Source organism: Agrobacterium sp. CG160-95 (genome assembly GCF_053521725.1).
This window is the reverse complement of sequence record NZ_JBNWDU010000008.1, coordinates 169,264-189,771: the sequence shown is the minus strand read 5'-3', so window position 1 is coordinate 189,771 and position 20,508 is coordinate 169,264. Positions and strand designations below refer to the sequence as shown.

Sequence of the window (20,508 nt, the reverse complement as noted above, 5' to 3'; positions counted from 1 at the left end):
TAAGCCGCCACCGAACGGAACAACAGCCGCTTCGGTTCCCGGAACCGGACGAAATGCCGGAACCCTTATGGGGCTATAGCTCAGCTGGGAGAGCGCTTGCATGGCATGCAAGAGGTCAGCGGTTCGATCCCGCTTAGCTCCACCAATCACTTTGATAGTGATATTTTCTTTTTAAAAACAATACTATACACTTGCTGCAGATTTCGTTGCGTACCCCGCCTCGTACCCCATTTGGGTACCCCGCATGGAAATCAGCCCGACCCGCAACGGACAGAGACCGCCTAGAAGCCTCCAGGAAGAATCATGGGGCAACCATAGGCGCGGCTGGCATGTTCCTTTCGCTCACCTCCTGCTCTTCCCCGTGGTCCTTCCTGGGGGCTTCGCTTCCAGGCCTTCCGAACAGTGCGGAAGGCGCAGCGCTTATCAGGGGATATTTTTCATGCGCAACATCATCATCAGCATCATTGAAACGGCCCGTGTTCTAGCATCGGATTTTCGTGACTGGATTAGATCCCATTTTGACATGTTCGTTGAGCCGGGGACCAACACACTGAATTCGGTCTATCTCAAGATGCCGGGAACAGGACTTGAGCTGTTCGTTGAGCGGTCAAACTTGAATGTCGGTTTCAGTTATGAGCGCACCAGCGGAAACGTTGAGTTTTTTTTGGGGAAAGTCCGTGGCGTAGTCTCGATTGAAACGAAGGCCGCAAGGCAGGCGCGGTGACAACCACCTTTGTGCTTTAACAGGTGGGGGACGATTCGATACCACTTTGCATCGACTATACTGCCAAAAGCAGGACGATAATGTCTGCCAAGCTGTCCCACATGGACATTAGATGCTCTGGAGACGGTGCAAAGTTTGGGGAATGAACGTAGCGGTTAAGTGTATCGGCAGAGATCAGCTTGTCACCCTGTTTGAACTTTTTCACGACTTCGGCTTGCTTTGCATCGATCTTGCCAGCCGCAAGCAGATGCAGGGCAGCCTTTTCAAAACGGGTCGCTAGTTTGTCGTTGTCGTAAACGGTGACAGCGGCTTCCTTGATGTAGTTTTCCAACGCCAACTCAATCAAAACCCGCAGCAGCACGGACACCGCATTAGGGTGTTTTTTGAGATCAAGATGGAACTGGAGTTCTTCCCAAATCTGGTGATGGCGTTGAAGCCGTCCGGGCCAGATCAGGCCGAAATCTTTATGCGGTATAAGATTGGCGCGAACGGTCGGAGCGGCCTTGGCGGTTGGCTTTAACCTAACCGGCTTCGACACGGGCGCTACCGGCTGGCTGATTTTTGGCATAGGTGCGGCTGCTGGCAAAACACCCTCATCTTGGAGAGCACTTAGATATCGGTCTTTTCCATCCAAGTCCCACACATCGTTCAGCACAACATTCCGCGTTGCTAGGTCATTAGCAATGCGCGCCAACGCTCCTAAGGAAGCTGTCTCATCCCTTGTAAATTCGAACCGTCCTCCCTTCATGGTTACACCTACTCGCGCACGTAACGGCTCAGCAGAAAGCAGACGATTCAATGTGGAGCGCGGTATTTTCCTGCGAGATGGTAGCAAATGTGCACGGGCCAGCCTCTGCTCAATCTCATCTGCAATGCTTGGCCCATTGCTCTTGCCTGTCCGAGCTACGAACGTAGCCTTCATACGGTCGTCCCACGTAGTCTGCCCCACCCCGCTTTGTGTCCCCGTATGCCGTCGATACAGGATTTCGTCTATCCGATCGCGATCTGTCTCAACTTGACATTGGAAACTCGTAGGAAACGTCCCTTTCCAACGCTCACGCTGCTCACGGAAAAATCCCTGCAACTCAACAGTGGGAGCGCGACGAGGCTCATCAAGCAACTTGAGGCAAGTAACTCTTCGGTTTCCATCGAACACGATGAACTTGTCGCCGTCAGGCGATACTAACGGGAATTCGTAAATCTCTCCTCGATCAACGATGTCTTTCGCAAGGTTCCGCATATGCGTCTCGCGTTCCTTGAAAAGCCAAGCGATAGCGGAGGTTTCATTCTCAAGTTCCCCGTGGCGGTCATTCGCTCGATTGACCTCAAGAGAAGCCAGTAAAAGATTCCGTATCGCCATCAAATTCCCCCAAGTGTTCAAACTCACCTTAGGTTGAAATGTCCTCCATTTCCACCACTTCGTAATTCAGGGACGACGACCTCTACACAATGACTATTCCTCTCTGCGACGCCGTCTTTTGAATTGGTAGAGCGTGATAGGACGTCGCCTCCAGCGATTACCCCTCACCATAGACCACCCACGCCGCACCACTCGTGATGATCGGGTTGCAGTGCCGGTGGTCCTCGCATTGTTCAATTACAACCCACCATAGACATCGCTCAAAGGCCACCTCGTTTGCGAAGGGGCAACAGGAAAAACGAAATGACCTCCGAAACGATATCCGTCCTATCAGTCCTCGCGGCTGTAACAAACGATGCTCATGAAAAAACCACCAGACGCTCTTCCGAGGGAACACTGCATGCCATACGTGCGGGGGACGCCTTGCTTGCCGTGAGTACGATGGTGCCGGACAGCAAGTTTGACGCTTGGGTCGAGGCGTTCTGCCATTTCGGCCACCATCAGGCAGACAGCTATATGTCGATAGCGAAAAGCGGTGGCGGCTTCCTGCCGTTGCTCACCTCCGTAACCAAGCCGGAATAATCCCCCCCTGCTGCGGCCTCTGTTCAATTCGGTCGCTACCGGCAAACCCATGGCGACCCCCGGTTTTCCTCACGAAAGCTGGCAGTGATCTTTTCCATTTCTATCACCGACCTCCGGTCTCATCCATCAAACGCTCGGCACCCCTTCGGCTGCCAGAAGGAACCCCCATGACAAAACTACCGGGATTGACCCGACAAGATGACCGCCCCTCCGTGGGTGGTTCGAACCGTGGCCGTGTGCAGGTTCGTAACCCCTTCGGGGACGTAGCCTTGCAGCCGCAGGCTCGCCCGGTGGATACCTATAGCCGCCCTCAGGCCGCACCATCCGGACCTAACGGCCTCCAGCAGCTTGCCGGGGCGCTTGCTCAAATCAGCCCAGCGCTCACCAACTTTCTCGACAACTCAGCCGCTAAGGCACAGAAGGACGCCGAGGACCGCGCTATGCGACGGATTGGCGGCATGAGCTTCCAAGAGGCTCGTGATGCTGTGAATAGCGGCAAGATGACCGAGATGGATAACCCGTGGTTCAAGGCTGCTTTCATGAAGCAGTATGGCGAGCGGCTGGCCTATGAGCGCGTCAATGAGCTTTCCACGGAATATGAGACCAACTTCGACAAGAACTCCGGTGATGTCGATGGTCTTATCCGGGGCCGAACCTCGGATGACTTGGACCAGTACGGTAATGACCCTCATTTCACCGGGGCGTACACCAAGGTCATGGATGGCTTCGGTGCTAGGGCAAAGACCGCCCAAGCTCAATACAAGACCGAGCAGGTGAAACAGGACACTGTTAGCGGGGTCTACGACACCTTCCATGGTGAAGCCACATCGCTCCGGGAAGCCGGTAAAACCCCGCAGGCAATCGTTACCGCTCTCCGGGGGAAATACGAGGGGAACCGCTCGCTGCTCCATGTGGACTTCAAGGAGCAGGACAGGGAGATGGTCCGGCTGGCCGAAGCGTTCGCGGCCAAGGGCGACATGGAGATGGTCAATGCCATCCTCAACTCCGACCGCAAGGGGGCCGATGGCACTGTTCTCGGTCCCCTGTCAGCTAACCGCGAATTTCAGACGGATGCCGTTCGTATCCAGAATGGTGCCAAGAGGCAGAACTTCGAGCAGAATGAAGAGGCCACCCGCGATATTCGGATGGAGTTTTGGGACGATGCACGTACCGGCAAGCTCAACCGGGAAAAGCTGGTGGGGTGGCACAAAGCGAACCCCGGCGCTTATTCGGAAGCTCAGGTTCTCTCCCTGATCAACCAGAACGATACCTTCAATGAGCAGCAGGCCAAGGAGTTGGCCAAGGCGGAACAGAAGATTGCATGGCAGAAAGCCGCTGATCAGGCCGAGGAGGAACTCGTTTCCCGAAACCTTGACGCTACCGGTAGGGGCATGCTGCCGTACATCGAAGAGGCCACCGTCCCAACGAAGACAGGGGAAACCCGAACGATCTCCGTGGATGACCAGAAGAAGGCCGTTGCCAAGCGCTTGGTCGATCAGACGGAATGGCTTGTAGGGAAGGGAAAGGCGACCCCCGAGCAGGCTTTTGGCATGCAGGTGGAAAGCTTCTCAGTCGGAAATCTGACAAACCCGAAATGGGAAAACATCCTTAAAGGGGGGCCGAAAGCAGCCACCCCGTTCACTCTTTCAGGGGGAGCCGTTCCACCGACTCTACAGGATAGCGTTGACCTCTACATGAAGCTCCACGCCGCCAACCCGAAGCTCTTGGATACGCATGTCAAAGACAGCTCCGACCGGGATTTCTACGAGGCGTATCGCATCGCCACGCAATACAGCAAGCTCGGCCCGGAGCAGGCCATGCAGGTGGCCATGATGCAGACCTCGGACCCTGATAAAGTCCGGTCACCCGCAGCAGCGATGCGCACCGAGCAAATTGAAGAGCGCGTGGATTCCGTCCGGTATGGTGGTTACTGGGGCAGTAAATATTCCCCATCCAACAAGAGTTATGTTGCCTCCGAGATAACCCGACTTGGAAAGTTCTACGTCCAAAACGGCATGGATACGGAGGACGCGCTGGACGAAGCCAAGAAGCGTTTCGAGGCCACGCACACAGCCGTCCGGGGAAACTTCGTTTACACCGCTGGCCGCGACGTACCTCAAAATTTCGCCGACCTCGCGGGATATGCCATCGAAAAATATGTGGCCGATTTCGGGGACGCCGAAGACCTTGAGGCGGAAGACCTCACAATCCGCCCCGCAACCAACGGTCAATCATGGGTGATTGTCCACCAATCCGGTCAATACCCTGTGGAAAATTTAGCCAGAGCAAACCTCACCCTCAGGTCTCTGTACGAGCTGGACCAGAAGCGCCGGACCGAGAAGGCGCAAGGCGTGGTGGATGCACAGGATAGCAAACAGAAAGAGCGCGCCATTTCAAAAGAGCGGTTCGATATCGAGAAGCACTTTGTTCCATAACCATCATTGGGTCACCTTCGGGTGGCCCTTTCCATTTCTAAGGACCACCTATGTCAGACAGTAACAACGCACCCTCGTGGCTGCGGTACGCCAACCGTGGCGCAAAGCGTAACCTTCCGATCAGCGGCGATCTCGTCAGCGCCCTTGGGTTCCTTGAGGACATGGGCGTCGAGATGGAAGTGTTCAGCGGCGGGCAGGTAACCAAGGAAGAAGCAAAGGCAGGCAAAGGCCAGCGCACGGGTTCCGTTCGTCACGACCACGGCAGCGCCGCCGATGTTTTCTTCTACCAGAACGGCAGAAAGCTCGACTGGTCAAACCCCTCTGACGTTCCGGTTTTCCAAGAGATCGTCCAGCGTGCCCGTGGAGCGGGGGTGACCGGCTTCGGCGCAGGACAGGGCTATATGCAGCCGGGTTCCATGCACATCGGCTATGGTAACCCCGGAGTATGGGGAGCAGATGGGAATGGCGACAACGCCGCTCAATGGCTCCGTGAAGCTTACAATCGCGCCCCTTCCTCATCACCTCCTGCAAGCAAGGAACCGACGAGGCTTACCTTCTCAAACCCCGGTCCCGACCAGCCGCAATCCAAGTTCACCATGGGCCAGCCCGAAAACTCCGTGTCCGTCATGGATGCGACCCAGCCGATGCTTCCGACCACCATGCAAGATGACCGGGAAGCTGCGCAGGCCCGTGAGGATGCGATGCGGGGTGTCTCCCTTTGGCAGGGTGTGAAGGACGCCGTGAACACCGACTGGTCGTTATCTGCGGTCTGGCAGGACCGACCGGAGGCCAAGCCCGACCCCAACTTCCGGCTGGACCAGAAGCTCACCGAGGAACTGACGAAGGGTATCCCGGAGCAATACTGGGACCGCTTCGCGGATGCTCAATCTCTCCCTCATGCCGAGGGTATGCGGGCTTCTCTCATGAAGCAGCTCGAAGCCGAACAGCGCTTGTCCTCAATGGGCTGGGGTGGTGTCGGCCTCCGGGTAGCAGCAGGCGTAACGGACCCTCTGGCTTGGGCCGCAGCGGCTGGTATCTCTGTTGCGTCCATGGGTGCAGGGGCACCGGCTGCGATGGCTGCTCGGTTCGGAAAGATCGGACAGGTTGCCTTGGCCGCTGCCGAAGGCGGTGCTGGTGCTGCCGTCTCCGAAGGCATTCTGTACGCGAACAAGCCCACCGCCGAGAGCGCTGATCTCTGGTGGGGCGTGGGAACCGGAATGCTCCTCGGGGGTGCCTTCGGTGCGCTTGCCAGAAACCCGGCCACCCGTGAGGAAGCCCAGCAGCTCCAGCAGATCGGCAGAAACATGCAGAACGGGACAGCCTTATCACCGCCCGGTGGGTCCACCACGGGTGCGATGCAGATTAACCCAAGGGAACCCCTCAGAATGGACACTGCGGATATCATCCGTGATGCTGAGAGGCCCGATGTCTTTCACGCTGGTGGGGCGCGCTATGACAGCGCTTACTCGCTCAAGAGTTCCGACAACGATCTCACCTCCATGATCGGCAACGTGATCGTTGAGGACGGTGCCCGCAACAAGACCGGCCTAACCCCCATTGGAGCTTCGGAAGTTCAGGCGCTCCTTCATCAACGCGCCGAGGCCCGCTGGGCGGCTACCAATCAAGCCAACTGGAAGCAGTTCAAGGAACGGAACCCGGAAATCAGTCGTGATGAATTTCATCGGCAGGTGACCGCGTTCGTCCGTGATCGCGACCTGATGGTGGAATATGACCCTGCCGTTAAAGCCCAGGGCGCAGTCCTCCGGGATGTCTTGGGAACCTATGCCGAAACTGCCGCAAACCCCGGCCTCATTGATGGTCGCACCTTGCGCCCCGTTCGGGGTTTCGAGGGGATGACCCGGAACGACTTCTATGTCCCGCGCATCTTCGACCTCGGCTCCATCCAAGAACACCTCACCAAGTTCGGTCATAAAACCCTCTCTGGTTTGGTTGCCCGTGCGATGCGTGAGGTCAATGACGAGATCAGCGAAGAGCTGGCAGGGAAGTTCGCCACGAACTACATCAGGAAGCTCCACTCGCTTTCTGCTGGTGAGCTACAGGGAATGTCCCGTGTGTTCTCCGGGGAAGACCTTGATGCCCTCAAGGCAAACCTCACGAGGGACACCGATCTCTCCGAGGCCGACATCGACGCGGTTGTCAGTCACATGAAGCCGGGGAAGAAGGATGGTGCCAGCCGCCACGGGAAAAGCCGTATGTTCTATGATGAGAACTTCGGCCTCATGCTTCCGTATTCCAATGGCCAGCCGGGGACACAGTTCGTCCGCATCTCGGACCTGTTCGTCAATGATGCAGATACGCTCATGCGGTCCTATTCCCGCCAAATGTCGGGCCGGATTGCCATGGCTCGCATGGAGATCAGGAACCCGAAGTGGCAGGCCGGTGACATGGCCGATGAACACTTCGCCAAGGGCATCACCTCGGATGGCGAGTGGCAAACCCTGATGGACAAGGTGCGTGACGTGGGTGACCAGAAGGGCATCCAGGCTACCACCAAGGAGGACATTGAGCGCCTCAACTGGGTCTATAACACCATCGTCGGGAAGCCAACGCGGAACGAAGGCGATAGGTGGAGCCAGTTCCTTCGGATGGTGCGGGACTACAACTTCATCCGCGTAATGGGACAGGTGGGCTTTGCCCAGTTGTCGGAGACCATGAACACGGTTTCCCAACTCGGTCTTAAGGCGTCGTTCACGAATGTCCCTTCATTCCGGGCGATGTGGCGCAATGCCAAGACCGGGATGCTAGACGATGCCTTGGCGCGTGAATGGGAAGATATGACCGGCATAGGTGCGGACTGGGTGCGCCATGCGACCCACCGCAGGGAAGACCTCTTCGATAATCCTCTGGACGCCTTCAATAACCCTATGCTCCAGAAGCTGGACGATGGGCTTCAAGCCGGGAAACGTGCGGTTTCCGCAATGTCCGGCATGGCTCCGGTGAACACCGCGCTCCAGCGTTGGACAGGCAGGGCGATCATGAACAAGTTCGCCTTGATGGCCCGAGGGAAAACTACGATGAACCCAAGGCGACTGGCTGCGCTTAACCTCGATCAGCGCCGCGTGGATGCGATCTATGAAAACATCCGCAACCATGCGACGTTCAAGGATGGTCGGCTCAAGTCAATGAACTTCTCCAAGTGGGCCGATCAGGAGGCCGTGGCAAACTTCGAGTTCGCTGCGTTCCGCCTTAGCCGCTCCATTATACAGGAGAATGACATCGGCCAGATGGCCATGTGGATGTCACATCCCTTGGCCCGGACGTTCCTCCAGTTCCGTTCCTTCGTGCTGGCGGCTTACACCAAGCAGACGCTACAGGGGTTCAACTTCCGAGACGCCACGACAGCCACGGCGTTCATCACAACCACCTTTGCTGCTTCCATGAGTTACATGATGCGGACCTATGCCAACTCGGTGGGCCGCAGTGACCGGGAGGCGTACCTTGAGAAGCGTTTGTCTCTCGGTAGCATTGCCGCTGCTGGCGTTCAGAACGGTTCCTGGGCAACCCTTATGCCGGTAGCTGTGGACACGGTTGCAGCACGGTTCCGCGAGAAGGAAAACCCGCTGTTCGACGCCCGCTCCACAGCGATGGGCGCTGATGCGATCTTCGGTAACCCCTCTGCCGATCTCGCGCAGTCCGGTCTTGATGCCTTGGGTGTTGCCGGTAAGCAATTGCACGGCAAGCGGTTCTCTCAGCAGGACGCAAGAGCGGTGGCGCGTGTGCTGCCGTTCCAGAACCTCAATGGGGTTGCCCAGCTCCTATCAACCTTAATCAGCCCGTTACCGGAACGGTCTCGCGGTACAGGGCGGTAATATCGCCAGCCTTATGACCTTTGTTGTCTTTGGCAATCTTCCCTCGGTCCACTCGGGCCGGGGGTTTTCTTTTTCCAGCGCTCATGCGCAATCAACAACCGATGGAAACAGTATGACCACAAACCCCGATATCGACCTCGCCGCCATCAAGATCGGCAGGCACTACATCATCGCTACCGATGGCGCTGCCATGCCAAATCCCGGCCCCGGTGGCTGGGGTTACATCAAGCAACTTTGGGACGGTGCGCAGCTTCTACAGCAGGCACCCAATGCGGCCCGTTCGGAAGAGCTGGAAAGCACCAATAACCGCATGGAAATGGCAGCGGTCATCATGGCCGTGGAGAGCGTCCGGGAGGCGGAAACGCCGACCATCATTCAAACGGATAGCGAATATGTACTGAACAATTTCAATCTCTATTTGCCCCGGTGGAAAGCTAGGGGCTGGAAGTCATCTAGCGGCTGGGTGAAGAACAGGGAGCTATGGGAAAGGCTTGATGCCGCGTGTGCCGAGAAGACCGTCCACTGGGAGAAGGTGCTTGCCCATTCTGGTCATCGTTCCAATGAGATGGCTGACACTCTGGCGAATACGGCAGCAGGGGGGGGGCTTCCCAAAGGGGCGGTTGTCGATCAGGAAAAAGTACCCGGATTGGTTCTTTCCGAGACCATGATTTCCAGACCGAAAAAACCGACCGTCAATTACACCTCACCATAGGAGGATGATGTTATAGCCCACCATAGGAAGATACATGTTATTCCATAAGTAAACCTAGGATATTTATCCATAGGATAATATAAAAAGATAAGCATATGTATTACCTATAGGTAGCTTCGGGCGCCTTCATGTTGACCCATCGGCACCCAATCGCTCGGCATCCTGACTCTTTCTCCACCATCGTCACCACTACCCAACAGCGCCGCCTCATTTTGAGGAGCGGCTTTCTGTATGCGACACCCGCAAGGATATTTCCATGAAACGCAAACCACCGCGATTACCGGCTCGCCTTGAGGTCCGGCCATCCGTTCCCGATGACGTTGCTTATCTTGCCCCAAGGCTCCGCACGACCGACCTCAAAAGTCTCGCGGCATGTGCATCGCCATCCGCCGAAGTCAGCCTCGCCCGTGGCCTCCAGTATTCCGACCTCTGCCTGACCGCCTTGGATGACCGGGGTTTGCCGGTGGCCATGTTCGGGACCGTTCCGTATCCCCAAGACGGCACCGTGGGGAACCTCTGGTTTCTGACGGTTGATGGTTTGCGCATCGACGCCGAACGCTTGACCACGACAGCCAGTCATTATGTTGAAACTTTCCACCGAAAATATCCAATCCTATCGAGTTTCATGGATTGCCGTGATCGTCCTCGGAAACGGATGTTGCAACGTTGTGGTTTTGATTTCGGCAAGATCGCTAAAAGCCCCAGCGGACATAATTTCCAAGAAGCATTCAAAATCAGGAGCGCCGCATGTGTGATCCAATAACGATGGTGGCTGCGGCGCTCGGAACTGCACAGACAGTTACCGGATACATAGGCGAACGGCAGGCCGCAGCAGCGCAAAACGCAATGGTCCGTGAAAACCAGAAGGCCGCAAACGCAAACCTTGTCCGTGAATATGCTGACGTACAGACACGGCAAATTCAGGAAGAGGATGCGGCGGCTGTCCAGAAGCAGGACATTTCCCGTGAAGCCCGTGCTGCCCGAGCCACCACCACGGCCGCAGCCGGGGAAGCCGGTGTGTCCGGCCTCTCGGTCGATGCTCTCCTTGCGGACGTTTACGGCAAGGAGGCGACCGCCAAGGACCGCATCAGCCAGAACTCAGGTTTCACCACCGCTAACCTCACAAGGGAGATGGACGGCCTCAAGGCGAAAGCCCAGGACCGCATCAACTCCATGCCGTGGGCAACCGGACCCAGCCCCTTCGCAGCAGCGCTCAAGATCGGCGGTGTCGGGCTGGACAGCTATAATCGTTATGGGAAACCCAAGCAGCCCTGACGGTAGAGGGATGAGGGCCGCAGTCTCGATCACCGCGACCCTCGTGTTTCAGCCCCTCTAGCGTAATGAGGCCCGGTGGTAGCCACCGCTACCGGGAGTTAAGTTATGCAACTTATCTTTTAAAGCCAAGCCCTCGGGCCAAACTGTATGGACACTCACCGACGCGAGTGGGTATATCCTTCAATACGCTGGGGATAGGCCACGCTGTGGTGACATTTCTAGAAAAATGCCAGTTTTCATTATAGCTGTTGAGAGTTTCGCAATGTTTCCGGAATGGATGGGTAATGGCTGGGCGCTAACATACTTTACCTGTGTTTTCTTTATCATAAGCCATCTGATTTCCTACTTTCTCAAAAGCGAGAAGGTCAGATTCTTGCTTACCTACGCGGCAATCTTCATGGGCGGCGCAGCTTTGCTAACCAGCTTTCATTCTGCGTCGAGTGCCATGAGCGCGGCCAAAATGAAATTAGCTTCGGAGCGGGTGGACAGAGCCGGGGTTGAGGTGAAACGGGCGATCTCCGCTACCAAAAATACCGTGTGCGGACTCAGCTTCATTAGCGGCCCGGATTCTCCCCCTAACTTCATCGAAATAGAAACGGACCGCAAATCGATGTGCGACATGTTCACGCGTCTCGAATTGTATGGGAGTCAAGAATGGGACCCGCAAAGTGAGTTCACACCTCCAAATGTCGGTCTAAGTTCAATTAAGAGCCTTGTGTTTCGCGTGTGGGCTAACGATCTACAATATGCCAGTGATGAACACCAAAAAGCGCGGAGTGAGGTTATACTCCATAGGCCGCAATCTTGGTTGTTCTGGACCGCGCTTGAGCCTTTCGTAATATCTGCATCTTGGTCACTTGGTCTCGCGTTAATGATACCTCATCGAAGACGCCAACAAGGTTACCATTTAGGGTGAAGAGCCTCCAGCGCCCACATTACCAGTGGCTATTTTGCCGAAAAAATCCAAGGCGGCAATCGATGGAAATGCTCACGCGCGTTCCCCCGTGCCCCCACGGACGCACGGAATAGCTCGGGCGGATGTGCAGGCGCGGCTAAGCTCCCTCTTGGTGAAGATCAAGTCTTGACCTTGGCATTCCTTCCGGCATCTTCATAACATGCAAAGGGAGACCATATGGAACTAGCGATTGAGAGGCGGAGGACGCCCAAGCGGGTGAGTGCACTGCGTACCCTGAGTGACCGCATTGAGGTACTGCGGGAGTTTCGGGCTGATATGCCGATACACATGGTCTCGGTATTCTTGGCTGTGGCAATGCGTCCCGGCGTTCTCCAGTGCGACCTCCCGGAACTTGTCGGCATTAGCCAGTCATCCGTCTCGCGAAACGTCTACGCCCTCGGTAAGTATGATAGGCATGGCAAGCCGGGACTGGGCCTCGTGGAGCAGCGGTGTGGACCCACAGGAGCTAGATCACCCGAGATACACCTGACGAAGACTGGTCGAGAATTGGCAAAGCGGTTGCTGTGATGTTGCTTGTTTGGTCAATTTGCGCCGGGTGCAGCGGCTATCACGGACGGAGTTTCCAGAGGTGATATGGACACACGATAAGCCGTGGGTTCGAGTTTAACTACGCCTTCCAGCGGACCAGGAAGAACATAAATCATCGGATGTTTTCCGAATCGGAACACTCGATATAACCGATACCTTTCAGCGTTCATGATCGCGAACAATCGCTCTGTCTCTGTCAAATAGAATGGCGTGTAGCTGTCTCCGCGTGTCGATTTGACTTCAATAAAAATCCGTTCACCGTTGTCATCATACGACAGGACATCATAGCCCAGCCCATCTCCATCGTCGCGAGCCACCCATCGCACAAGTTTCGCTTGCTCGTGTAATCCCAGGTCACGTAAGCGAGCCTTCTCAACGGCGACAACGAATTTTTCCCCGGCATGTCCAAGTGCCTCGTTCCTTGCATCAATAGCGGCGAAATCAACTTTTCTCGCGACAAACTTGTTATCTCGCTTCTGGGTTTGACGTTCTTTGACCTCCGGTCGGTCAACGAAAACCGTATCGAGCGTTTTCCGTGTCACCTTCGGTTTTGCTAAAGCGTCCGAAGGGCGAGGGTTGTCCGCTTCAAGCTGTCTCAGTACCTCTTGCGTGAGCGCCTCTTGAACATTTTTCAAAGGCTTATACCCCTGAATCCAGGGATAGCCGAGCTTGCGCAGAACTGCACTGACGTTCTGGTGCTTCCGCTCTATCGCGCCATTGGTCCGTGAAATGGTTTCCATCAATTGCTCTCGGTGAGCTGTTTTGTTGTATTTGTGCCCGCGAAGTTCCTCGGACAACATGCTGAAATAATCGGAAACCAAGTCCGAAACTTCTGCATCTGACCAAGGGCGCTCTGCGGTCACGCCATCTCGCAGCGACCAAATTCCAGTGCCGATTCCATCACTTGAGAACAGATCAAAGCGCCCTTGAAAGCTCTCGCTGTCACTGGAGTTGTATTCAAGCTCTCGCCGGACGACTGCCTCCCAGGTGTTAGGCAGCTTCGTTTGGCGGCGCTTGCGCACAGCGTCGTAGATTTCTGAAAGTGTCCCCTTCCCTCCGATGTCTTCCAACGCGGCAACAACATCATCACGCCATTTCACCATCACACACCCCCGATTTTCTTATTGGTACTTCGCCAAGTTTCTCACGCTGAGTCAACTAGGAGTGGTCCGATAAGGTATACCCACGCCGGACGATCTAAATGAAATGAATTATGTCCGATATGGATTGACATGTAATTTATCGGACGTTATTCCGATTTCATCTTAGACTTTATCGGACAAAAGGTGTCTTATGAAAATCGGCTATGCCCGCGTATCTTCCACCGGCCAGAATGAAACCGCTCAGGTCGATATCCTTACCCGTCATGGTGTTGAGGAGGTCTTCATCGACAAGGCAAGCGGGACCACCCGTGAGGGCCGCATAAAGCTCGCGGAGGCCATCCGCTTTGCTAGGAAGGGGGATGCCTTGGTTGTGACCCGCCTTGATCGCCTAGCCCGCTCTGTGCCCGACCTGCACGCAATCTCTCAGGAGCTACAGGTCAAAGGTGTGGACCTGATTGCGACGGAACAGAACATCGATACCACGACTCCCACGGGACGCCTCATGTTCAACATGCTGGGTGCGATTGCCGAGTTCGAGACCGACCTCAGAAAGGAGCGGCAGCTTGAGGGTATCGCCAAGGCGAAAGAGGAAGGCAGATACAAGGGCCGTCCTGTGACGGTCGATGGGGATGCTATAAGGGCGGCCTTGGCTGCCGGGGATAAACCCATGGCAGTGGCTAAGCGTTTTAATGTTGCGCGTTCCACGGTTTATCGCATGATGGAAGGCGTTCGATAGTGAGCGATTACTCACGTCTGCCTCTTTGTCGGGGCGTCTACTTGTTTTGCAGGGGTAATAATGCTGGACGAAGATCAATGTGTAGATCGTCTCGTAGCTACTTCGATCAATCTCACGTCAATTCGGAATAGCCTGATAAACGCTATACCCTGCGATCCAGATGCCGCTCGACGTGAGCTACGCAGTATGCCCTTCTCAGATTTGCTCGCGGTATATATTGGATGGATTGATCGCTTCATCGAACCGCGCCCCCGAGAAGTGAGGGCGTGGGATGGCTTCTTTTCATCGCGCGCCGCGTCCCATGCTGATAAGATTTCCGCGATAGCACAACTGTTCACGCAAGGTGGAGACCTAAAGCCTTATCTGTCTCCTCGTGTGAATATTAGTGGCTACTCACCATATTCTAAAACACGCTCAGGCCTTGTAACTGCGGGGAAAGATAGGGCGTTGAACGCATATGGCACCCATCACTTGCATCTCGTTTCTAGTAACGAGAAGGGAAAGCGAAAAGGCCACAGTAAAGACCTCCTGTTCGTCAAGGTGAGACGCGACCATGTGCTTTTTGTAATGTGCGGTAACCACGCAAGTTTTGATGATGGGACGCTCAGGCAAGCAGTTTCTGACCTAGAGGTTGCCTCTGGTAAATACATCCGAGGAATTTCGGGCGTATCTGGCGAAGTTGATGCGCGGCAAGGCGAAGCCCTCGCACGGCAAGCCATAAATTCGCTTACTCAATCTAATGGGCACTACGCAGCGCCGAGTTTTCTTTCATCAGCCTTGACATCAATGGACCATCGGATTCATGCCGATAAGATAGCTGACTGTATTGAGCAGTGGGAGCCTCTCATTCGAAATGCGCAAGGGAGACAGAAAGTTTGCTCTGAATTCTCCTTCCCTTTTTTCGAGGGGGCAACGTTCGGGTGGACACTCAACTACACAACTCTTTCTCTGGTGGAGGAAACGTCAGGGCGCGCTGTTTTTGAGTTACCGCATGAAAGGCATTAACCTCGTCAATTTTTTACGTTTTCCGCAGAATGGTTCCTACGCTGACAGCCGACATTTCGGAACAACCACGCCATAGCTCGTCCCTCAAGATGTAGTCCAGACGCAAAGAATCATCTAAAGATTGTCGCGTCTTAGCGGTTCAACTTGGGTAAACATGACGAACGTTTATCAATTCCACCCTAGCGCGGAAAACTCCATCGAGGCGTTGGCGAAAGATGCCTTATTAGCAGTTGGGAAAATAAGTCTAGCGAAAACAAAACAACCAACGCCAGATTGGCTGCTATCGCGCGATATAACCACCATAAGAGACGAAGACATTGTGGGTGATCCTACGGCCTGGTTACCACAGGACGACGGGAAAATGGCATTCGTTTTCATGTGGGACAAACAGGATGCCTTCGGACTCAAAGAAGAAGACTACGAATATTTATCAAAGTTAGCGCGCGCGATACTGAAGGTTAAGTGGGCAAAAAAATCCATCAGCTCGAATTTTATCTGCAACGCGTTTGTGGAATGGGCATGTTCTCGGCTTCGCGAAGGTAATACAGATAATTTTTGCTCATACTTTATTCGGAAATGCGATACAGAGATTATGGAGTGGAAAGCGATCATTCCAATTCAGCATCTTGCAATTGAAGAAAGATTCGCATTCGGAAAAGCTAACATCATTCCTCTAAATGATGAGTTCTTTGACGATCTTTCGCGGACACTCACGGAGTACAGCCCCACTCAAATTGAGGAAACAAGCGCGTTGATCTCAAAAATGCGGAGCACTATGAAACGGTGCGCGGGAATTGAGATCGTTATTAAGGCCGAACCCGGATACACCCAAGAAGCCGCGCTGAGCTTGGCTGGGGACGCTGTAGGACTGCTCCGATTTTTTTCCCTTGCGACAATTACTTCAACACGGATGTCTCCGACATCACTTTTATCGTCTCTAATAGTCCCTCAAAAACATATAATCCTCAACTCTGCGAATGGAAAATTCAGGTACTCCACCGGCATAGCAATGAGCGAGGTGGACAATTGGATCATAAGTCGGGCTAATATAAACGATTTACAGCAATACGGCCTTGATGAGGTTGCGGCCCTTCTAGACGCAGATGAACTCAACGACTTTCAAAGGGCTGTTAGATCAAGTCTCTTGGCGTTCTCCCGTGCGACAACATTCCCGGAGATGGCAGATCGACTAGTTTTTGCTTTCTCTGCGATAGAGGGGCTCATGTTGCGGAATGCGAGTGAGTCGATACAACAAAATGTCGGAGACCGGGTAGCATTTCTAACTCAGACAGACCCATCGAAGAGACAGCGTGTCGTGGAAAACTTCCGCGAAGCGTACCGAATGAGGTCGCAGTATATACATCACCGCCTTACTGAACTTGATGTAAGGGAGCTTGACGAAGCGTTTACTAACATTCGGGCAGCGATCAGTTCTGCTGTATCAAACGCAAATTTTTTTAAAACTAAAGATGATTTTCTAGCAGCTATCGAGCGAAAAAAGTACGGGGCGTAAAGGTGCCTATATTAGCGTTTAAAAGTTTTTGCAGGGAATTACTTGGCCCGAGTTATCATGGGCAACCGAACAGCTTCAACACAAATACGCGCCTGTTCAATCAGCGGTCCTGCCGAATACACACCCAGCGTCATGCCCTGCCTCTTATGCCCCACCACAGCCGCGATCAGGCTTTCCGGTTGTGAGGCTCGCTCAGCCTGGGTGATGAACCAACGGCGAAATGAATGGAAGTTTACCAGAGAGCGTCTACGGCCTTCCAGTTCCTCACGGACACCAATCGACCGAGCATAGGCAGTGAATTGGTTCGAAGTCTTGAATGATCGTTCTCGTTGGCTCTCTGTGCTTCTTGGACCCGGCCACTCGGGAAAGAATGGGGCATCTGGCCCTTTACCTTTCGTTCGACGCTCCACGATTTCAGCAAGATCGGAATGGATGGGACATAGACGCTCTGCCTTCTCCTTCTTTTGAGGCTTGAAAACAAATACACCATCGTCGCGGCAGTCTCTAACCCGGAGACACACAATTGGGTCCAAGCGACAACCCGTTAAAGCTGCTATACGCATTAGATCATGCATCGCCTGAGACGTGTCTCCAGAGAGAAGCTTCACCATTTCGTCCTTCGTGAAGGGACGCTCTCTTTCATCATGGGCGACTGAGGGCGTTGCCAAAGCCAGACCTCTCCAGACATCCAGAGGCACTTCCTCTCTCTTCTCCAGCCATTGCCAGTACCTCGACAACCGGTTGATGTACTTGTTCAACGTCACGGGAGACAGCTTCGGCTCTAGCGACCGCAAATCATCAACAAAACGAACGGCGAGTTTCTTTGACGGGAAAGACTGTAGGAACGGCTCGACATTCTTTTCAGCACACCAGCGCTTCAAAAGCTTTATGGCCCGCTCATCATCTCCCTTAGTGCGGGGCTTAACGGTCAATTGGGCAACGTATTGTGAATGGAAATGGTCGATGAGTGTTGCGTTCCCTGATACCATCTTCGTGAATTGCTGCGCCTGCTTGACCTTTGATGGCTCAAAAACAGGCTCTTCTTCACCCGTTACCGGGTCTAACTCAACGCCTACAGGCTTCCCGAGCACAGCATCGATTGTCACAGCTATACCCGCATCAATCTCATCAACTTCTCGGTCAGTTTCAGCCTTGGCATGCTGGCGGCGAAATTCCTCTGCGATTGCGCGTAAATCGGGACGACCATCTCTTCCGGCTGCATCAGCAATCCTTGCCCGCATTTCATTTACCACCGGCCACTTGAGCTGATTGGCGATGGCCAAGCTGTCAGTATTGAGTGGATGTTTCAGCCGCGTCGGTAGCCGTCCATGGAGAGTTTTCGGGACGGCCATAGTGACCCTCCACTTTCCCCGGTGCTGCTCTAGATACTGCCGGTCATTCGCTGCCGATCTCGCCATAAATGTGCCCTACGTACCCCAGCACGTACCCCATTGACGTACCACTATGGCGTTGTTATACAGCGACAAAATTGATTTTCAACGGATAATTTGGATGGCTCGTTCTAACCCGCTTAGCTCCACCAAACCTTCTAAAATACAAATTTCTATCGTCCAGCACGGGCGTTCGTGCGAAATTGTCTGTTCTTCGCGTTGACTATTGCAAGAGCGCCCGCACATCCTGCCCGTTGATCCGACATTCCACCGACGGAACGCCGCCGCCTTCTTCCAGCACCCGGCATTCCAGATATTTGCCGCGCAGGCGGTTCTCCAGCGCCTTGAAGGCGTTCAGGCCGCAGGCATAACGGCGGCCGTCAGGTCCGGCGCAAACCCGGTTGCGGTCGATGTCTTCCACGCCGGCGAGGCGGAACTCCTGTCCTTTGAAGGTGAAGCGATTGTTGGACGCAACGCGCAGGCGCTGATCCGCATATATTTTCAGGGGGTATGGATCGGGCGGGGTCGGAATACGCTCATAATTCTGATGGCGGGGATCGACCCTGACCGGAGAGGTCGTCCACAGCGTTTCCGTGTTTGCGGAGAGGCCAGTCGCTGGATATGCCGCCTCGCCATTCATGAGCGAGGCGATGCGGATGCCGGCTATACCAAGCCCCGTGACCAGCACGATCTGAAACAGCAAAATGAAAACCTGCCGAACCATGTCACCGCACATCAAAACAATCGACAAGAAATAGATCGGCGTTTTTCAAGACAGACCGAACGCGATAAATATTACATCAATAAAATCTTGCGCGAGGTGATGTCTCGCACCGTGCCCATCGCCATGATTGGAATGCGGTCACCATCAAGGATAACCCTGCCCGTTGTCCGCAGCCAGCGAAAATCGCCGGATTTGAGTTCGATGCGGTATTGCTGATCATAGAACACGCCGTTCGTCAGCGAGTTGTAAACCGCCTTGGCCACGCGCGCGCGCGAGCCGCTTTCGATCTGATCTATGAAATCCTCCACGGGAATGCCGCGGGCGGCTTTCTCTTCGGAAAATTCGCGCAGGCGAGCCGCCACAGCATCCAGATAAACCAGATTCTGTCCCACGTTCCAGGTGTAATAACCCACAAGTGTTTCTTCGAGATATATATCCTCTAACATCGGCCTTCTACATTATGGATGCTTTTGACGCGGGTCTTAACATAAAGGACGATACGCGACTAACCACAAGCACTTATTCTTTTGTCTGATCGCTACGTAAAGTTTTACATGCGCGGCGGCATCCGCGTTTCCCCGCCCGCTTGTTGGCGAACAGGCATTCCTGTGCCAAAGAAGGTCGATACCGACGCCATCTACCAGAGGAGCCGCCGTGACCATAGGGCTTGCCCACGCCGAACTCATCGCCGTCGTCACCGCCATCACCACGGACGAGCCGCGGGTAATGACCGTGCGGGCGGGCGCGGCACTTCCATCAGGGCCGTTTGAATTCGGACACAGGACGCTTCAGAGCGGGTTGAGAGAGTGGATACACGAACAGACACATCATCCCGTCGGCTATCTCGAACAACTCTACACCTTCGCCGACCGGGACCGCAACAATGACATTCTTGGCGGAAGAACCATATCGATCGGTTATCTCGGGCTGGTTCGCGAACAGGAGCCGCCCGGCAATGGCCGCCCTATCTGGCATGGCTGGTACGAGTATTTTCCTTGGGAAGACCATCGGCAGGGCCGGCCGGCGGTTCTGGACACAATCATCGAGAAGCTGCGCTGCTGGGCGGATTCCGACCCTGCCTGCAAAGGCCAGCGCCATTTACGCGCCGACTTCACCTTCGGCCTTGATGGCGGCGGCTGGAACGAGGAACTGACACTTCAGCGCTACGAATTGCTCTATGAGGCCGGACTGGTCGAAGAAGCCCAGAGTGAGCCTCGGATCAATTTCGGCAGACCGATGTTTGCCGATCACCGTCGCATTCTTGCCACCGGCATCGCGCGCCTCCGGGCTAAGATTAAATACCGGCCTGTAGTTTTCGAACTGATGGCCGACGCTTTCACCCTGCTGCAATTGCAGCGCGCGGTGGAGGCGCTCGCCGGTCTGACGCTGCACAAGCAGAACTTCCGCCGGCTGATAGAACAGCAACAGCTGGTGGAAGAAACTGGCGACATGGCGACCGAAACCGGCGGACGCCCTGCAAAGCTCTTCCGATTCCGCCAGACCGTTGTGGATGAACGCGCCCTTTCCGGAACCAAACTGCCACTCTCCCGCAATTGACATATGCTCACAATGAGAATATCTGTTTGCCGTAGATATACTCAAATAGAGTATAAA

General features: G+C 54.7%; 17 protein-coding genes and 1 tRNA gene. 12 read left to right on the top strand and 6 right to left on the bottom strand.

Features of this window, described 5'->3' with window-relative positions; all coding sequences use genetic code 11:
• The first annotated feature begins 69 nt into the window (after positions 1-69).
• Both ACQZ63_RS23730 and ACQZ63_RS23725 read left to right on the top strand, forming a co-directional pair.
• A tRNA-Ala gene (locus tag ACQZ63_RS23730) sits at positions 70-145 on the top strand.
• Between the two features lie 294 nt (positions 146-439).
• Complete coding sequence (locus tag ACQZ63_RS23725; protein WP_448799428.1) at positions 440-724, top strand: hypothetical protein; 285 nt, start codon at positions 440-442, stop codon at positions 722-724.
• A 55-nt stretch (positions 725-779) separates the two neighbouring features.
• On the opposite strand, the gene ACQZ63_RS23720 is transcribed toward ACQZ63_RS23725, so the two are convergent.
• Positions 780-2,084, bottom strand: a complete 1,305-nt coding sequence (locus tag ACQZ63_RS23720; protein WP_448799427.1) for a hypothetical protein — start codon at positions 2,082-2,084, stop codon at positions 780-782.
• Positions 2,085-2,387: 303 nt separating this feature from the next.
• Here ACQZ63_RS23720 and ACQZ63_RS23715 point away from each other — a divergent pair, with 303 nt between their 5' ends.
• The 6 genes from ACQZ63_RS23715 (at position 2,388) to ACQZ63_RS23690 (ending at position 10,918) form a co-directional block, all read left to right on the top strand.
• Complete coding sequence (locus tag ACQZ63_RS23715) at positions 2,388-2,666, top strand: hypothetical protein (RefSeq protein ID WP_448799426.1); 279 nt, start codon at positions 2,388-2,390, stop codon at positions 2,664-2,666.
• A 167-nt stretch (positions 2,667-2,833) separates the two neighbouring features.
• Positions 2,834-5,101: a hypothetical protein gene (locus tag ACQZ63_RS23710; RefSeq protein WP_448799425.1), complete on the top strand. Its 2,268-nt coding sequence runs from the start codon at positions 2,834-2,836 to the stop codon at positions 5,099-5,101.
• A gap of 50 nt (positions 5,102-5,151) precedes the next feature.
• On the top strand, positions 5,152-8,931 hold the full coding sequence (locus tag ACQZ63_RS23705) for a hypothetical protein (protein WP_448799424.1): 3,780 nt from the start codon (positions 5,152-5,154) through the stop codon (positions 8,929-8,931).
• Between the two features lie 112 nt (positions 8,932-9,043).
• Positions 9,044-9,643, top strand: a complete 600-nt coding sequence (locus ACQZ63_RS23700) for a ribonuclease H family protein (protein ID WP_448799423.1) — start codon at positions 9,044-9,046, stop codon at positions 9,641-9,643.
• A gap of 256 nt (positions 9,644-9,899) precedes the next feature.
• A complete protein-coding gene (locus ACQZ63_RS23695; RefSeq protein ID WP_448799422.1) occupies positions 9,900-10,406 on the top strand; it encodes a hypothetical protein in 507 nt (168 codons plus the stop codon).
• Positions 10,391-10,918: a virion core protein, T7 gp14 family gene (locus ACQZ63_RS23690; protein ID WP_448799421.1), complete on the top strand. Its 528-nt coding sequence runs from the start codon at positions 10,391-10,393 to the stop codon at positions 10,916-10,918. Before ACQZ63_RS23695 ends, ACQZ63_RS23690 begins: the two co-directional genes overlap by 16 nt.
• A 426-nt stretch (positions 10,919-11,344) precedes the next feature.
• Here ACQZ63_RS23690 and ACQZ63_RS23685 read toward each other — a convergent pair whose 3' ends face one another.
• A complete protein-coding gene (locus ACQZ63_RS23685; RefSeq protein WP_448799420.1) occupies positions 11,345-11,539 on the bottom strand; it encodes a hypothetical protein in 195 nt (64 codons plus the stop codon).
• 876 nt (positions 11,540-12,415) lie between these two features.
• Positions 12,416-13,525 carry a DUF3883 domain-containing protein gene (locus ACQZ63_RS23680; RefSeq protein WP_448799419.1) on the bottom strand — a complete coding sequence of 370 codons (1,110 nt, stop codon included), beginning with the start codon at positions 13,523-13,525 and terminating at the stop codon, positions 12,416-12,418.
• Positions 13,526-13,715: 190 nt separating this feature from the next.
• Here ACQZ63_RS23680 and ACQZ63_RS23675 point away from each other — a divergent pair, with 190 nt between their 5' ends.
• The 3 genes from ACQZ63_RS23675 (at position 13,716) to ACQZ63_RS23665 (ending at position 16,779) form a co-directional block, all read left to right on the top strand.
• The gene (locus ACQZ63_RS23675; RefSeq protein WP_448799418.1) at positions 13,716-14,261 is read left to right on the top strand and encodes a recombinase family protein; all 546 of its coding nucleotides are present in this window, start codon (positions 13,716-13,718) and stop codon (positions 14,259-14,261) included.
• A gap of 60 nt (positions 14,262-14,321) precedes the next feature.
• Positions 14,322-15,266, top strand: a complete 945-nt coding sequence (locus ACQZ63_RS23670) for a hypothetical protein (protein WP_448799417.1) — start codon at positions 14,322-14,324, stop codon at positions 15,264-15,266.
• Positions 15,267-15,420: 154 nt separating this feature from the next.
• Positions 15,421-16,779, top strand: a complete 1,359-nt coding sequence (locus ACQZ63_RS23665; RefSeq protein WP_448799416.1) for a hypothetical protein — start codon at positions 15,421-15,423, stop codon at positions 16,777-16,779.
• 38 nt (positions 16,780-16,817) lie between these two features.
• On the opposite strand, the gene ACQZ63_RS23660 is transcribed toward ACQZ63_RS23665, so the two are convergent.
• The 3 genes from ACQZ63_RS23660 to ACQZ63_RS23650 all read right to left on the bottom strand — a co-directional run bounded on the left by ACQZ63_RS23660 (position 16,818) and on the right by ACQZ63_RS23650 (position 19,340).
• Positions 16,818-18,131: a tyrosine-type recombinase/integrase gene (locus ACQZ63_RS23660; RefSeq protein WP_448799415.1), complete on the bottom strand. Its 1,314-nt coding sequence runs from the start codon at positions 18,129-18,131 to the stop codon at positions 16,818-16,820.
• Positions 18,132-18,393: 262 nt separating this feature from the next.
• Positions 18,394-18,894, bottom strand: coding sequence for a hypothetical protein (locus ACQZ63_RS23655; RefSeq protein WP_025595216.1), 501 nt, complete (start codon positions 18,892-18,894; stop codon positions 18,394-18,396).
• Between the two features lie 71 nt (positions 18,895-18,965).
• Entirely contained in the window at positions 18,966-19,340 is a 375-nt protein-coding gene (locus ACQZ63_RS23650) for a PAS domain-containing protein (RefSeq protein ID WP_004431894.1), read from the bottom strand.
• A 208-nt stretch (positions 19,341-19,548) separates the two neighbouring features.
• Between ACQZ63_RS23650 and ACQZ63_RS23645 the strand changes: the two genes are divergently transcribed.
• Positions 19,549-20,451, top strand: coding sequence for an NUDIX hydrolase (locus ACQZ63_RS23645; protein ID WP_004431893.1), 903 nt, complete (start codon positions 19,549-19,551; stop codon positions 20,449-20,451).
• The last annotated feature ends 57 nt before the right edge of the window (positions 20,452-20,508 follow it).

Bases quoted from the DNA above. Each gene is read 5' to 3' on its own strand.
- ACQZ63_RS23725 (WP_448799428.1), top strand. From the start codon at position 440: ATGCGCAACATCATCATCAGCATCATTGAAACGGCCCGTGTTCTAGCA.
- ACQZ63_RS23720 (WP_448799427.1), bottom strand. From the start codon at position 2,084: ATGGCGATACGGAATCTTTTACTGGCTTCTCTTGAGGTCAATCGAGCG.
- ACQZ63_RS23715 (WP_448799426.1), top strand. From the start codon at position 2,388: ATGACCTCCGAAACGATATCCGTCCTATCAGTCCTCGCGGCTGTAACA.
- ACQZ63_RS23710 (WP_448799425.1), top strand. From the start codon at position 2,834: ATGACAAAACTACCGGGATTGACCCGACAAGATGACCGCCCCTCCGTG.
- ACQZ63_RS23705 (WP_448799424.1), top strand. From the start codon at position 5,152: ATGTCAGACAGTAACAACGCACCCTCGTGGCTGCGGTACGCCAACCGT.
- ACQZ63_RS23700 (WP_448799423.1), top strand. From the start codon at position 9,044: ATGACCACAAACCCCGATATCGACCTCGCCGCCATCAAGATCGGCAGG.
- ACQZ63_RS23695 (WP_448799422.1), top strand. From the start codon at position 9,900: ATGAAACGCAAACCACCGCGATTACCGGCTCGCCTTGAGGTCCGGCCA.
- ACQZ63_RS23690 (WP_448799421.1), top strand. From the start codon at position 10,391: ATGTGTGATCCAATAACGATGGTGGCTGCGGCGCTCGGAACTGCACAG.
- ACQZ63_RS23685 (WP_448799420.1), bottom strand. From the start codon at position 11,539: ATGTCGCACATCGATTTGCGGTCCGTTTCTATTTCGATGAAGTTAGGG.
- ACQZ63_RS23680 (WP_448799419.1), bottom strand. From the start codon at position 13,525: ATGGTGAAATGGCGTGATGATGTTGTTGCCGCGTTGGAAGACATCGGA.
- ACQZ63_RS23675 (WP_448799418.1), top strand. From the start codon at position 13,716: ATGAAAATCGGCTATGCCCGCGTATCTTCCACCGGCCAGAATGAAACC.
- ACQZ63_RS23670 (WP_448799417.1), top strand. From the start codon at position 14,322: ATGCTGGACGAAGATCAATGTGTAGATCGTCTCGTAGCTACTTCGATC.
- ACQZ63_RS23665 (WP_448799416.1), top strand. From the start codon at position 15,421: ATGACGAACGTTTATCAATTCCACCCTAGCGCGGAAAACTCCATCGAG.
- ACQZ63_RS23660 (WP_448799415.1), bottom strand. From the start codon at position 18,131: ATGGCCGTCCCGAAAACTCTCCATGGACGGCTACCGACGCGGCTGAAA.
- ACQZ63_RS23655 (WP_025595216.1), bottom strand. From the start codon at position 18,894: ATGGTTCGGCAGGTTTTCATTTTGCTGTTTCAGATCGTGCTGGTCACG.
- ACQZ63_RS23650 (WP_004431894.1), bottom strand. From the start codon at position 19,340: ATGTTAGAGGATATATATCTCGAAGAAACACTTGTGGGTTATTACACC.